We start from the raw sequence: 14134 nt of genomic DNA, 5'->3' as shown, positions 1-14134 counted from the left end.
CGTTCTATGGGCATTCTTGAAAGAACACTGGGGGCAATTTCTCCCGGGTGGGCAGCCGCACGTGCACGGGACCGCCTAAGGCTCAATGCGTATGAAGCGGCAAACCCGTCACGGCTGCACAAGGCCAAAAAACAAAGCCAGTCAGCGGACACCGCGGTATTTGCTGCAGGTCAGTCACTGCGGGAACAGGCCCGGTGGCTTGATGAAAATCATGACCTGGTGATCGGCCTGTTCGACAAAATGGAAGACCGGGTTATCGGTGCCCACGGTATCCATGTTGAGCCCCAGCCTCTCGATCTGGAGGGAAATCTCCATTCCGATTTTGCCGGGCAGCTCTCAGCGCTCTGGGCTGAGTGGTCCGTGCGTCCTGAGGTGACCGGCATGTTTACCCGCCCGGAGGCTGAACGTCTGCTGTTACGTTCTGCTCTGCGCGACGGGGAAGTGTTCACGCAGCTGGTCAGAGGAAATGTACCCGGCCTGCAGCATGCCACCTCGGTACCATTTTCTCTGGAAATGCTGGAGGCGGATTTTGTGCCGTTCAACCTCAACAGCACCGCAGGTCAGCAGGTTCGCCAGGGCATCATTGTGAACGATTGGGGGCGTCCCGTCGGGTACCGCGTTTACAAATATCATCCGGCGAACATGACGCGGTTCAGTGCGGAACTTAAAACCGTCTCTGCTGACAACATGCTTCACCTGGCACAGCGCAAGCGACTGCACCAGTTGCGGGGTATCAGCCTGATCCACGGGGTCATTACCCGTCTGTCAGACATCAAGGATTATGAAGAGAGCGAGCGCGTGGCCGCCCGTATTGCCGCTGCGCTGGGCTTTTACATCAAGCGCGGCGATGCACAGTCACTTGGCGATGAAAGTGAGTTTTCATCGCCCGGTGGTCAGCGTCACTACGATATCGCGCCGGGCATGATTTACGACGAACTCCGACCCGGCGAAGACCTTGGCATGGTGGAGTCAAATCGCCCGAATGTTCACCTCTATGAATTCCGAAACGGACAGATGCGGGCTGTGGCCGCCGGTACACGCGGCAGCTATTCCAGCATTGCCCGGGACTATAACGGCACCTACAGCTCCCAGCGACAGGAGCTGGTGGAGAGCTTCGAAGGGTACAACGTCCTGCAACAGTGGTTTGTCGGCCAGCACAGCCGGCCCGTTTACCGCTCATGGCTGGCGATGGCGTTGCTGAGCGGCGTTGAAGTCCCGCCGGATGTGGATCCGAATTCTCTTTATAACGCGCTTTATCTCGGGCCGGTGATGCCGTGGATTGATCCGGGCAAAGAGGCGAACGCCTGGAAAGCCATTGTGCGTGGCGGTGCCGGTACTGAAGCGGAATGGGCGCGGGCCAGGGGGAAAAACCCTCAGGAGGTTAAGCGCCAGCGACTGCGTGAAACCGAATTTAACCGTAAACACGGGCTGGTGTTTGATTCCGACGCCGCCAATGACAAAGGAGCGATGCCAGATGCAACGGCAAAACCAGACAATTCCCGGCGTGAGCCGGACGATGATGATTAACCCCCACGCCAGCCTGGCGGGTGTTGATGCGGCAAACGGCCAGTGCTGGTACGAAATCCGCGCGCTGGCTGCCGGACGGGTCGAAATCTTCCTCTATGACGTGATCGGCGGCTGGGGCATCACTGCCCAGCAGTTCGTCGCCGACTGTAAGGAGGCAGGGGTGTTTGAGGCCAGCGCCGTGGATTTGCATATCCACAGCCCCGGCGGCGATGTGATGCAGGGCTTTGCCATCTACAACACCCTGTCGCGGCTGAAAGCGAAAGTGGATATCTGGGTGGACGGCGTGGCGGCAAGCATGGCCTCGATGATTATTTGTCTGCCCGGCGCCACGGTGCACATGCCGGAAAACGCCTGGATTATGGTCCACAAACCGTGGGGCGGTATCGCCGGGGATTCTGACGACATGCGCGATTACGCCGCCTGGCTTGATCGTAATGAAGCCCTGATGCTCAGCGCCTACATGAACAAAACCGGACTGGGGCAGGAGGAGCTGGAGGCGATGCTGAAAGCGGAGACCTGGCTTAACGGTGCCGAGGCGGTGGAAAAAGGTTTCGCCGATACGCTTGAACCTGAACTGCAGGCCGCGGCCTGTGTGAATGAAAATAAACTGAAGGATTACCAAAACATGCCAGAACAGATTAAATCCCTTTTTGCGCCGCGCGCCGAAGCTCCGGTGAATCAGCCACAGCAACCTGCTCCGGTACAGCAGCCCGCGCCGGTACAGGCAAACCTTACCCCGCCAGCACCACAACAGCCCGCGTCGCAGATGACAAACATCGACATCACCGCGCTGGCCCAGCAGCTGCAGCAGCAGATGCAGACGGCGAACGCGGAGCGCGTGAATTCCGTCTCAGCCGTATTTGAGGCGTTTCCGGCCTTCGCGACGCTAAAGGCGGAATGCCTGTCCGACTTCACCTGCAACGCCGAAAAGGCCCGCGACAAACTGCTGCAGGCGCTGGCGGCGGGTACCACCCCGAGTGCCGGTCCGGGCGCCATCCACCTGTATGCCAGCAACGGTAATCTGGTCGGTGATTCCATCCGAGCTGCCATCATGACCCGTGCGGGCTATGCGCAGGCCGAGAAGGATAACGCTTACAACGGTTACACCCTGCGCGAACTGGCGCGAGCCTCCCTGGTCGATCGCGGCATCGGTATCTCCGGAGCTGGTACGGCACAGGTGATGGTCGGGCTGGCGTTCACCCACAGCAGCAGCGATTTCGGCAATATCCTGATGGATGTGGCGCACAAGGCGGCGCTGATGGGCTGGGATGAGGCTACAGAGACGTTCGAACAGTGGACCCGCAAGGGCACGCTGACCGATTTCAAAACCGCGCACCGCGTCGGTCTGGAATCACTCGCATCGCTTCGCAAGGTTCGCGCTGGGGCGGAATATAAATATGTCACCATCAAGGATCGCGGCGAGCCAATTGCTCTGGCGACCTACGGCGAACTTTTTAGCATTGACCGCCAGACCATCATCAACGACGACCTGGACATGCTGACCCGTATTCCGCAGGCAATGGGGCTTGCTGCGCGTGCCACCGTGGGCGATCTGGTGTGGGCGGTGCTGACCAGCAACCCGAAAATGTCCGACGGTAAGCCGCTGTTCCATGCCGATCATGGCAACCTTGTCTCCGCCGATTTGAGTATCGAAGGCCTGGATACGGCGCGTAAGGCGATGCTGCTGCAGAAATCCGGCGATCGCCGTCTGAATATTCGTCCGGCCTACATGCTGACACCAGTGGCTATCGAGTCACGCGCTAACCAGCTCATCAAGTCAGCAAGCGTGCCGGGTGCGGATGCCAACAGTGGTATCGTTAACCCGATCCAGAACTTTGTGACGGTGGCCTCTGAGGCGCGTCTGGACGACAGCAGCCCGACGGATTACTACCTGACCGCTGCGCAGGGACGCGACACTATCGAAGTGGCGTATCTGGACGGTATTGATACGCCGTATCTAGAGCAGCAGCAGGGCTTTACCGTTGACGGTGCCGCCTTCAAGGTGCGTATCGATGCCGGGGTAGCACCGCTTGACTGGCGCGGCATGGTGAAAGTGACCAAAAAATAACAACCGTCTTCTGACGGTTTTTTTATAACGGAGTGGCGAATGCTGCTCCTTTTTTGTCTGGAGAGAAAAATGGCGACAAATTATCAGCAGGACGGCAACACCCTGGATTTCCACAATACAGGTGCGAACGATATTCAATCGGGTGACGCTGTGCTTTCAGGCTCACTGGTAGGTGTAGCTCACGATGACATCCCGGCAGGGCTGTGGGGCGTGCTGCACACCACGGGCGTGTTCGTTCTGCCAAAGGCGGCGGAAGCTGTCACTCTCGGCCAGAAGCTATATCTGGCTGACGGTAAGCTGACAGCAGAAGCGGGGGAGGCGGCAGCACCGAACCCTCTGGCGGGTACGGCCTGGGCTGCTGCGGCGGCAGATGCCGAATCTGTTCCGGTCCGGCTTGGCTACTGATGAACCGCTTTCGTCAACGCCTGTTGAACGCGGATGCCCGGATCTCCCGGGCATTTGCCGAAGAGGTGCCTGCCGTCCTGTTTATTGACGCTGAGTTGCGTCCTGTTACCGTGATTTTCGAGACGCCGGATGCCCCGGTTGACGTGGCTGGCGGGGGGCAAATTCAGGATCGCTCTCCGGCCTTCAGCGCGATGACTGCCGATATCGCGGGGCTTGAGAAGCACCATGAGGTGGAAATTAACGGTACCGCTTACCGCGTAACGCACGTTGGTGCCGATGAAGAAGGGCGGACCCGCGTCACCCTGGCTTATGGTGCACCGGGAAAACCGCAGCCAGAAATCAACAAGTGGAGCTGATATGGCGCGTGAGTCTAGACTGCGACGGGATTTACCCGTCGATATCGATGTGGATGCCATTTGGCGGATTGCGGAGCACATCGGTGCCACTCATAAGCAGTTTCGGGCGGCGTATTCCCGTGCGCTGAAACGTACCGCCGCCACGCTGCGTAAGAAAGCGGTTGCTGACATGAAGGATGGTCTGGCGCCGCGCAGTCTGGATATGGTGCGCCGGCGTCTGCTTTCCTTTCGCCTCGATCGCAGTTCTCAGTCGAAACTGGATAACTTTCGTCTCTGGTTTGGCCTGAATGCCATCAAGGTAAAAGACCTGAAAGGCCGGATTAACGGGCGGGTCAGGCCTCATCATACCCGGCGGGATAAATCCACCGGGCGGTTTATTAAGGCGCGGCGCCAGGCGGAAAACGCGGGCTTTACCCCAAAAGGGAGTCTGCTTTCACCGCGCACGTATGAAAACGGTGAAGTGGCACGCTCCCGTCGGGAGAACAGGCGAACGGTGGTCATTCGCGATCCTGACACCCGGCGGACCCGCGAAGCGGAAATTGATATTTATGAGCCGATGCTGAACTACATCGAAGATAACGCCTTTGCCGAGGCGATGGAGATTTTCATGCATCACTTTGAAACGGATCTGCGCGGGCGTGTGAAAGCCCGTATTTCTGTCTGAGGTTAACCATGGCCGAGCCATTGCTACTGGGGCAGTACCACGATGCTGTCACCGGTGCGCTGAAAAAAATTGACTGGGTGCGCGACGCCGATGCCTATCCGGAAAAAAATGTCCCCCGCTTTACCGGGCTGACAACGCCGGCGGTGTATTTCTCCATTAACGGCTGGGAGCAGGGCGGAGGCAACGAGGGGCAGCTTAACGTTACTCTGTCCTGCGATTTGTTCGTGGTGGTGGATGCGGCCGGCGCGGGTGTCAGCCGGCCGGAAATTTTCCTGCGCACGGCGGCCGCAGATATCACCCAGTGGATTGATGGCCAACTGTTCGGCCTGACCAGTCTGGAGCCAGCCGTGTTTATCGATGCGTCACGCGATGAGTTTGATCCGCGCATGGATGATTATCTGGTCTGGCGTATTTCCTTCACTCAGTCAGCGGCCTTTGGAGCGGATCCGTTTGAGCAGAACAATGCCCCGCTGAATGCCATCTGGCTCGGTAAGGCGCCGGATATCGGGCGCATGCATGTGGACGATTATCAGCTGATTTACGAGGCGAAACCCGATGAGTGATATCGAGGGCGATTTACAACGCCGCCTGGCGAATATTGTCCGGCGCGGGGTTATTCATTCCGTTAAGCATGACGGTATACCGAAGTGCCGGGTGGACCTGGGCGACATCACCACAACCTGGCTGCCGCTCTGCCAGGGCTTTTCGGGTGTTAACCGGGCTGACTCCAATCCGTATGCGGTCGGGGATGCGGTCACGGTACTGTCGGAGGCGGGGGAGCTGAATAATGGTCGGGTGTTTCCCGGCTGGAATACCGGCGGTCTGCCGGTGCCGGAGGGCAGCGACAGCGAGCATATCACCCGTTACGGCGACGGTACCGAGATCCGCTATGACCGTGCCGCGCATGCCCTGACCATCACCCTGGCTGAGGGCGGGAGTTACAAAATTATCGGGAAAGGCACGCTGGACGGTCCGGTGGAAATCACCGATACCCTGACCGTACAGGGGAAAACGCAGATAAACGCCGACACGAACGTGGCCGGAAATATCGGAGCAACCCAGGAGATTTCAGACGGTACCGGGAAAATGAGCGGGATCCGCGAAACCTACAACGGCCATAACCATAAAGAAAATGGTGATGGCGGTGGTACCACAAATCCCCCCAATCAAAAAATGTGACCTGCCGCGGCAGGTTTTTTTATGCCTGGAGAAAATGAATGGCGAATTTACATGGTGTGGAAACGATCGAACTGACGTCTGGTACGGTCGCGGTCACGACGATCCAGACGGCTATTATCGGTCTGGTGGGTACCGCGCCGGATGCCTCAGCCGGAACGCCGGCAGCGGGTACCGTCGGGTCGCCTATTCTGGATAACGTTGTGGAGTTTGCCGCGACGATCGCCGGCAGGGCGGGAAATGTCCTGCTGGTTGAGGCGGTAGCCGGTGTTCCTGATGCAGAAAGTCCCGCCGCGGTGGATACGACGGCTGTGTGGGACGCAACGGCATTAACCCTGACCATCACGCTGGGTTGTGACGACACCGGAAAGCTGACGGCAACCCCGGCAGATGTTGCTGCTGCCGTCGGCACGGTGGCGGATGTGAAGATGACGGCTAAGGGTAGCGGCAGCGGTATCGTCATGCCGTTCAGCCTGCAGCTGTCCGGTGGCGAGGATGAGCCGTTCCCGCTGAATACGCCGGTGGCGATTGTCGGTACCACGATGCTTTCCCGTCTCGGTGATAAAGGTACGCTTAAACAGGCGCTCACCGAAATCAACGACCAGCGAAATGCACTGACCGTGGTGGTTCGTGTGTCGGAAGAAACCGACGAAGCGAAACAGCGTGCGGCGGTGCTGACCGGGATCGGCTCGCTGTCATCTGCAAAATCGGTGACGACGTACCAGCCCCGAATCGTCATTGCGCCGGGGTTCAGTGAGGATGACGCCGTGGGCAAGGCACTGGAAACCGTTGCCGGCAAACTACGCGCTGTAGCGTATGTAGACTGTGAATCCGGCGCCACCCTGCAGGAAGTGGTTCAGCGTCGTCAGTCCTACGGCATGCGTACTGAACTGCTGCGTCCGCGCGTTCAGGTCAGCAACGCCGACGGCCAGCTGGTGTATCGCCCTTATTCTGCGTTTGCGGCGGGGCTGCGCGCCCGTATCGACTTTGAGAAGGGCTGGTGGTGGAGTAAGTCCAACCAGGACATTAACAACATTCTCGGCGTGGAGCAGATCGACGAGTTCATTCTCGGCGATGAAAACTGCGATGCGAACCTGCTCAACATGCAGAACGTCTCCACCATCATCCGCCGGGCCGGGTTTAAGCACTGGGGCAACCGTCTGTGTGGTACCAACCCGCAGTGGCGCTTCGAATCGGTTCGCCGTACCGCTGACGTCATCGAGGACAGCATTCAGGAAACGATGCTGGAATACGTTGACCGTCCGCTTGACCGTGAAAATGCCGACGACATTATCGGCACCATCAACGCCTATATGCGCCAGCTGGTCGGGCTCGGTGCCATTTTTGGTGGCCGCGCCTGGCTGGATGAGGAGCTTAACACGGCAGAGAGCATGGCGGCGGGCGTGCTGTACATCAACTATGACTTTGGTCCGAAATCGCCGACTGAGCTTATCAGCCTGCGCGTCCGGGTGAATAACAACTATGCGCTTGAGGAGATGCTGGCAGCATGAGCGAGAAAAACACGTTACGCGTCTGGACCTTCTTCCGGCAGGGGATCCGTATTCAGGGTGCGCATGAATTTACACCGCCGGCACTGTCCATTGTCAAAACCGATCTGCGCACCGGCGCGCAGGATGCACCTTCTCCCGTGGATGACGGCATGGAGGCACTGACCTGCCAGCTGAAATTTTACGGGGTGGACGTGGATATGCTGACCGCCTTCGGTTTTGTCAGCGGCAGCCGTCCGCGCTTTACTGCGTATCAGGGCTATCTGGCGAACGGTACCGCGCTGGGCACCATCGAGGAGATCGAGGGCTTTGTGCAGACAGTCACCCCGGATGCGCGGGGCAAGGACAACCTCTCGGAAAACGCTGTCACGGTGGATATCGCCGTGAGCTATTACCGCCAGACCAAAGACGGCCGCGAACTCTTTGCCATTGATACTGAGCGCTTCGCGCGGCGGGTTAATGGCGTGGATGTGTTATCCGGCCTGGCGGCCAAAGTCCGCCTTTAATTCAAAAAACTGACAACGGCCTGCGGGCCGTTTTTTCATGGAGATAAACATGTCTTTTCCAGGTGAAACCCGCGTTATCAAACTGTATTCCCCCGTCACGCTTGAAAATGGCAGTGCGCTCAACCAGGTGACGCTGCGTGAGCCGCTGGTGCGTGACCGTATCGCCTTTTCCAAGGACCGCGGCAGTGAAGAAGAAAAAGAAGCGCGCATGATTGCGCTGCTGTGCAACCTCAGTGAGCAGGATATCTGGCTGCTGACGGCGGCGGATTATGCGCAGCTGCTGGACGCGTTCAATGTTTTTATGCTCCCGCCCGTGGAGCGTCCGAAAGAGGATTAATCCAGGCGATACGATTTCTCGGGCGGCGTCTGCATTTTCCCATGACGGAATACTTGGATATGCCGTTCAGCGTGTTTTCTGATTTTCTATCCGACGAAGTGGAGGCGGTAAATCGTGGCCGGATTAAGCCAGAACCTTAAGGCCGTCATTACCTTTGGCGGCAATATCGACAGTTCATGGAGCCGTTCTGCGAACGGCCTGCAAAAGAACCTGAAGGATGTCGGTAAGCAGTCAGAAAAGCTGACGAAAGACCAGGCGAAGCTGGCAGCGGAAATCAAGCGGGCAAAGCTCGCCGGGCAGAGTCTTGGCGAGCTTAAACGGCGTTACAGCGACGTATCCCGCGAAATTCGCAAAACCGAAGCCGAGCAGCAGAAACTTAACCAGCAGATGCAGAAGGCACAGCGGCTGGCGGCCTTCAAGGGGGCCGGTAAGGGGCTGTTTCGCCGCGGATTGGGTATCGCCGGTCAGCTGGGTGGCATGGTGGCGCCGGGGCTGGCGATCGGCGGCGGCGGGGTGGTGGCTTCCGCACTGGGCACCCTGATTGCCCCGGCGGCCACCAACGCGGAGACGGCCCGGCGTGCCGGTGTGGCGAAAAGCTATGGCGTGGATATTCCGACGTTTGATGCCTGGGACACGCTCGCAAAACAGTACGACATGAACGGGGAGAACATCGGCGATCTGTTCGAGGAGTATCTGCACAAGGCGGGGGAGTACAAGCAGAACGGCAAGCAGGGATCGCTGCAGGACGCCTTTGAAACGCTGGGATTTAAGGCGGGTGATTTTGCCGGGCTCAGCGATATGGCGCAGTTTGAGAAAATCGTCGAGCGTGCGCTCAGCCTGCAGGATGAATCGAAAGCCTCATTTGCGCTGGACTCCCTGTTTGGTGGTGAGGCCAGCAAACTGCTGATGCTGCTGAAGCAGTCCGGGAAGAGTTACCGCGATCTGATGGACGAGCAGCGCCGGTATAACCTGGTCACGAAAGAGGGCGCAGAAGGTGCAATGGAAGGCAACCGCGCCATTACCAACCTGCAGACCGTGTTCTCTTCTGCGGTGGCGGAAATCTCCGGCCAGTTGGGTAACGAGCTGGCACCGGATGTACGCCGTCTTACTGATGATCTGGCGGAGTGGTTTAAAGGCGGCGGGATCAAGCGCATTGTCAGTTTCCTGCGCAATGATCTCTATCCGGGCGTGCTGACGTTCGGGCAGGGAATTGTTTTTGTCGGGAAGGTAGCGTACGCGCTGGCAAAAAAACTGTCCTGGCTGCTGCCGGATGAGCGAAGCGAACAACGGGATGTCCTTAAATCGCTTGCCATGACCGGCTCGGTCGATATCGCCCGGATGACGGCGCAGCGAAACGGCCAGGGAGAATGGTTTGAACAGCAGCTGAAGGAAAAGCCTGACTTGCCTGACGATGTGAAAAAATCTTACCGGGATACGCGGGGCTTTTTCCGTGATGACGAGGAGACATTCAACACCTCCCTTGATAAGTATCTGACCCCGGAGAACAGCGGCGGACTGTTCGGGCCGGATAGGTTGATGAAGTCGGCACAGCAGCCTGTTACGCCCGGTACCGTCCCGACAGTATGGGATAATTACCCCCGGACCCTGCTGGCGCCATTACCACCAGAAACATCCCTGCAGGTGGTATCGGGTATAACGGATCAGGACTCACGCCAACAGACCGCCGTACCGCGTACCGTTCCGCTTTCCGGTACTGCTGACAGCGGCCGGGTGAATGCCGGCACGGATGCGGAAGGTCGCTGGGATATGTTGTTGCAAAAACTGGATGCAGCGGACGCCGCACCCGCACCCCGGCAACTGACTGACAATCGCCGGTTCGAATACCGGTTTGAAATTCACGGCGCACCGGGGCAGGACGAGCGGGGCATTGCTAATGAGGTGGAGGCTGTGACGAAAAGCAGCCCGGCTTTTACGGGTAATAGCAGCATGCTGGACGGAGGGCAAATCTGGTGAGTGAAATCATTCCTGTCTTTGAAGACTTCGGGCAGGCAGGTGCCAGCGCGGCGCGAGGTGCACAGGCCGCCCGGGTGATGATGATGCTGGGCAATTTTGCCTTTTCCATCGATACCACGGCGTATAACCAGCTGACCCGTGAGGCCAGCTGGCGATGGAGCGAGCAGGAGCGTATCGGCAAACAGGACCTGCTGCAGTACACCGGCAAGCCAGGGCGAACCGTCCGGCTTGAAGGGGAATCGCATGCCTTCTTCCGTAAGGGGGTGGATGCCGTTAACGATCTCTACGATCTCGCCGACCAGAACAAGCCACAGCAGCTGGTCAGCGGTGAAGGGGATGTGCTGGGCTGGTGGGTGGTGATCGACTTCTCCGACACGACAAACCGTTTCCTGCCCGGTGGTGGCCACCGAAATAAAAACTGGACGATGACGCTGAAACATTATGCCGACGACATATCAAACCCGTGACGGTGATGTGCTGGATGCTCTCTGCGCGTTGCATTACGGCACGGAAAACCTGTCTTTTATCGTGACACAGGTGCTTGAAGCGAATCCGGGGCTGGCTGATGCCGGCGCGGTTTACCCGTCAGGTCTCTTTATCACCCTGCCGGATCTGGCACCGCCGGTTCAGGATTCCGCCTTCAGCCTGTGGGATTAATATGACTGAACAGATTGTTAAACCGGAATACGCGCCGGCGTTCAGTGTCAGCGCGGAAGGAAAGGATATCACCCGCGCGCTGCAACAGAGCCTGGCAGAGATGACGCTGACCGATTACGGAGGCGCCACGGCAAAAGCGGACGAGCTGAAAATCACGTTACTCTCAGAAACCCTCCCTTTACCGATAAAAGGCGCGCGGTTACGCGTGGCGCTGGGCTTCAACGACCAGCTGGTGGATAAGGGCTGGTTCGTGGTGTCCGGCGTCGGCAGCAGTGGTCCGCCACGGCGCGTGGATATTTATGCCACGGCCGCGCCCATGAACGCGCAGAAACAGCCCGGTGATGTGCTGAGCCAGAAGACCCGAAGTTGGGATAATCTCCGACTGGCGGATCTGGTTAAAACCGTGGCCACTGAAAACGGTCTGGTACCGAAAGTGGCCACGGAGCTTGCGAATATCCATATTGACCATGTTGATCAGGTAGCGGAGTCTGACGCCAACCTGCTGACCAGACTTGCCCGGACCTGGAACGCCGTCAGCAAACCCTCCGGCGGGTACTGGCTTTTTCTCCGGCAGGGCGCAACGGCTAACGCCTCAGGTGAGCAGACAGGGGAACTGGTTATCACTCCGGAAGAAGTCTCAAACTGGTCATACAGTGAGGGCGAGCGGGGGAGTTCGACGGGGAAAGCGACCGGCAGCAGCGGTAAGTCATCGGGCAAAATCGGGGTTCGCTATTATGATGAAGCGGACGGGAAGACCAAAACCACCACGGTTGACCATGACGGCCCCTCGATGGCGAATCCCTATACCCAGCCCGCAAAGGCCACTGCTGACCAGCAGGCTAAATCGAAAAAAACGCAGGCCCGGCGCAATGAGCAGAAAATGACGGTGACAGGACCATGCCGCCCCAAGCATGTCCCGCTCACAGCAGAATCCGGCGTCTCCACGTCCGGCTTTGGCGAGCGGGAAGATCGTTCCTGGGTGGTGGAATCGCTGGTCTATTCCCTGTCGCCTGCCGGATTCAGTTACACGTACAACCTGGTGGTGGATATCCGCAAGCCTGCGAAATCGTCAAAAAAATCCGGCAACAAGGATAAAACCGGCCCGGATTATTTCGGTTAACTCTCCGCCACCTGGCGATCCTCATACGGAAAAACATTATGAACGGTGTAAACAGCCGGACCGGTAAACCCCTGTCCGGCAGCGATCATTTGCGCCAGTCCGTCAGCGATATCCTCTCCACACCGCTCGGCAGCCGCGTGCTGGTGCGCGATTACGGCAGTGACCTGTTTTCGCTGGTGGACAACCCTCGCGACGATCTCACCCGGTTGCGGATTATCGCGGCCACGGCCTCAGCCCTGGCACGCTGGGAGCCCCGGTTGCGGGTCACGCGTGTGATGGTCACTTTCCCGGCCGATGAAACAGGGTGTGTCGTCGATATCGAGGGCATCAACAAAGAGAATAATCTTCCTGTCAGCACCGGAGGCATACAGATTTATGGCAAGTAGTTACGACGTTATCAACCTGTCCGCGCTGGCGGTACCGGATGCGATTGTGGTACCGGATGCCGCCGATATTTTTACCCGCTGGCTGGCGCGCCTGCGCGAGCTGGATCCGGAATTCGACGCCCTGGTGGAGTCGGACCCGGCGTATAAACAGGGGGAAATCAACGCCTACCAGCTGACGCTGGCGTTTCAGCGTGTCAACGACGCGGTAAGGGCTGTTTTCCTTGCCAGCGCCAGAGGGGCCGATCTCGACCAGCTGGGCGCGGCCTTCAACGTTTCCCGCCTGGTGATTGACCCCGGCGATCCGGATGCGGTACCGCCCGTCGAACCTGTCTATGAAAGTGATGACGCTTTTCGTGAGCGTATCCAGCTTTCGTGGGCGCAACTGAACACCGCCGGCGCGCGCAACGCGTACCGCTTTCATGCCAAATCGGCCGATAACGATGTGCTGGATGCGGATGCCTACGGGCCGGAGACCCATAACAGACCCGGTGAAGTGGATGTGTATGTGCTGTCGCGAACGGGCAACGGTGAGGCCGGGATAATTCTGATCGAAACCGTGATGAACACCCTGAGTGCCGATGAAGTCAGGCCGCTGACCGATTTTGTGAGCGTGAAAAGTGCCACTGTTGCCAGCTATGCCGTCACGGCTGAACTCGATATTCCTGACGGGCCGGATGCACAGACGGTGCTGGAGAATGCCATCAGCACGCTGACGAACTATACCCAGCTATCCCATCGTATTAACGCCATCGTACCGCTCTCTGCGATATACGCTTCCCTGCAGCAGCCTGGCGTATCCCGGGTCAAATTGATCAGCCCGACGGCCGATCTGGAAGGGGCAGCCGGGCAGGCTCCCTGGTGCAGCGCGATAAACGTCACCCGCAAAGGAGGCACCAGTGGATAAATTTCGATCCCTCCTTCCCCCGTCAGCCATTCACCCTGAGCGGGCACTTGAGCAGGCCAGCACGGAGCAGATCACGGGGCTGGATACGGACATGGTCCGGAAGGTGAAAAATCCTGACACCTGTCCGGCTCATCTGCTGCCCTGGCTTGCCTGGGAATTTGCGGTGGACTCGTGGGAGGATGCCTGGACGGAGGAAGAAAAACGGCAGGTGATTAAGGATGCTGCCTACGTGCATCAGCACCGCGGTACGGCTGGTGCGGTCCGCCGGTCACTGAGCGCCGTCAGTCTGCCAACCACCGTTGTGGAGTGGTGGGAAGATGAGCCCCGCAAGCTCCCTTACACCTTCCGGGTGGAAGTCTACAGCCTGCAGGCCATTGATGAGGCGCTGTATCAGCGCATACGCCGTCAGGTGGATAAAGCTAAAAACCTCCGTAGCCTGCTGACCACCATTGACGTGATCGCCGATCTGGGCGCGAAGGGAACCTATTACACGGGCGGTGCTGTCACCGCCTGGATTGATGTCGATATTGAGGCAGGAGTTTAATC

17 protein-coding genes are annotated in these 14134 nt (G+C 58.5%); all 17 read left to right on the top strand.

Going from position 1 to position 14134, the window contains the following annotated elements; translation table 11 throughout:
- The first annotated feature begins 6 nt into the window (after positions 1-6).
- The 17 genes from ABR39_RS23350 to ABR39_RS23270 all read left to right on the top strand — a co-directional run bounded on the left by ABR39_RS23350 (position 7) and on the right by ABR39_RS23270 (position 14132).
- On the top strand, positions 7-1527 hold the full coding sequence (locus ABR39_RS23350) for a phage portal protein (RefSeq protein WP_047348949.1): 1521 nt from the start codon (positions 7-9) through the stop codon (positions 1525-1527).
- Complete coding sequence (locus tag ABR39_RS23345) at positions 1475-3595, top strand: ClpP-like prohead protease/major capsid protein fusion protein (protein ID WP_430748982.1); 2121 nt, start codon at positions 1475-1477, stop codon at positions 3593-3595. Before ABR39_RS23350 ends, ABR39_RS23345 begins: the two co-directional genes overlap by 53 nt.
- Positions 3596-3664: 69 nt before the next feature.
- Positions 3665-4000 carry a DUF2190 family protein gene (locus tag ABR39_RS23340; protein WP_047349079.1) on the top strand — a complete coding sequence of 112 codons (336 nt, stop codon included), beginning with the start codon at positions 3665-3667 and terminating at the stop codon, positions 3998-4000.
- The gene (locus ABR39_RS23335; protein ID WP_047348947.1) at positions 4000-4356 is read left to right on the top strand and encodes a head-tail joining protein; all 357 of its coding nucleotides are present in this window, start codon (positions 4000-4002) and stop codon (positions 4354-4356) included. Before ABR39_RS23340 ends, ABR39_RS23335 begins: the two co-directional genes overlap by 1 nt.
- 1 nt (position 4357) lies before the next feature.
- On the top strand, positions 4358-5020 hold the full coding sequence (locus ABR39_RS23330) for a hypothetical protein (RefSeq protein WP_047348946.1): 663 nt from the start codon (positions 4358-4360) through the stop codon (positions 5018-5020).
- A gap of 8 nt (positions 5021-5028) precedes the next feature.
- The gene (locus ABR39_RS23325; RefSeq protein ID WP_047348945.1) at positions 5029-5583 is read left to right on the top strand and encodes a hypothetical protein; all 555 of its coding nucleotides are present in this window, start codon (positions 5029-5031) and stop codon (positions 5581-5583) included.
- Positions 5576-6199 (top strand): phage baseplate assembly protein V, encoded by a 624-nt coding sequence (locus tag ABR39_RS23320; RefSeq protein WP_047348944.1) that lies wholly within the window; start codon positions 5576-5578, stop codon positions 6197-6199. The genes ABR39_RS23325 and ABR39_RS23320 overlap by 8 nt, the downstream gene beginning before the upstream one ends.
- 38 nt (positions 6200-6237) lie before the next feature.
- Positions 6238-7707 carry a phage tail sheath C-terminal domain-containing protein gene (locus ABR39_RS23315; protein WP_047348943.1) on the top strand — a complete coding sequence of 490 codons (1470 nt, stop codon included), beginning with the start codon at positions 6238-6240 and terminating at the stop codon, positions 7705-7707.
- Entirely contained in the window at positions 7704-8210 is a 507-nt protein-coding gene (locus ABR39_RS23310) for a phage major tail tube protein (RefSeq protein WP_047348942.1), read from the top strand. Before ABR39_RS23315 ends, ABR39_RS23310 begins: the two co-directional genes overlap by 4 nt.
- 49 nt (positions 8211-8259) lie before the next feature.
- Positions 8260-8547, top strand: coding sequence for a phage tail assembly protein (locus ABR39_RS23305; protein ID WP_047348941.1), 288 nt, complete (start codon positions 8260-8262; stop codon positions 8545-8547).
- A gap of 114 nt (positions 8548-8661) precedes the next feature.
- Positions 8662-10521 (top strand): hypothetical protein, encoded by a 1860-nt coding sequence (locus tag ABR39_RS23300; RefSeq protein WP_047348940.1) that lies wholly within the window; start codon positions 8662-8664, stop codon positions 10519-10521.
- A gap of 5 nt (positions 10522-10526) precedes the next feature.
- The gene (locus ABR39_RS23295) at positions 10527-10988 is read left to right on the top strand and encodes a phage tail protein (RefSeq protein ID WP_430748987.1); all 462 of its coding nucleotides are present in this window, start codon (positions 10527-10529) and stop codon (positions 10986-10988) included.
- Positions 10963-11178, top strand: coding sequence for a tail protein X (locus ABR39_RS23290; RefSeq protein ID WP_047348939.1), 216 nt, complete (start codon positions 10963-10965; stop codon positions 11176-11178). The genes ABR39_RS23295 and ABR39_RS23290 overlap by 26 nt, the downstream gene beginning before the upstream one ends.
- Position 11179: 1 nt before the next feature.
- A complete protein-coding gene (locus ABR39_RS23285) occupies positions 11180-12298 on the top strand; it encodes a contractile injection system protein, VgrG/Pvc8 family (protein ID WP_047348938.1) in 1119 nt (372 codons plus the stop codon).
- Between the two features lie 38 nt (positions 12299-12336).
- On the top strand, positions 12337-12684 hold the full coding sequence (locus tag ABR39_RS23280; protein ID WP_047348937.1) for a GPW/gp25 family protein: 348 nt from the start codon (positions 12337-12339) through the stop codon (positions 12682-12684).
- The gene (locus ABR39_RS23275) at positions 12674-13588 is read left to right on the top strand and encodes a baseplate assembly protein (RefSeq protein ID WP_047348936.1); all 915 of its coding nucleotides are present in this window, start codon (positions 12674-12676) and stop codon (positions 13586-13588) included. Before ABR39_RS23280 ends, ABR39_RS23275 begins: the two co-directional genes overlap by 11 nt.
- On the top strand, positions 13581-14132 hold the full coding sequence (locus ABR39_RS23270; protein ID WP_047348935.1) for a phage tail protein I: 552 nt from the start codon (positions 13581-13583) through the stop codon (positions 14130-14132). The genes ABR39_RS23275 and ABR39_RS23270 overlap by 8 nt, the downstream gene beginning before the upstream one ends.
- Positions 14133-14134 lie beyond the last annotated feature (2 nt).

The organism is Enterobacter genomosp. O (assembly GCF_001022965.1).
Taxonomy (GTDB): Bacteria; Pseudomonadota; Gammaproteobacteria; order Enterobacterales; family Enterobacteriaceae; genus Enterobacter; species Enterobacter cloacae_L.
The sequence above is the reverse complement of the archived record's forward strand: the minus strand, read 5'-3'. Positions and strand labels throughout refer to the sequence as shown.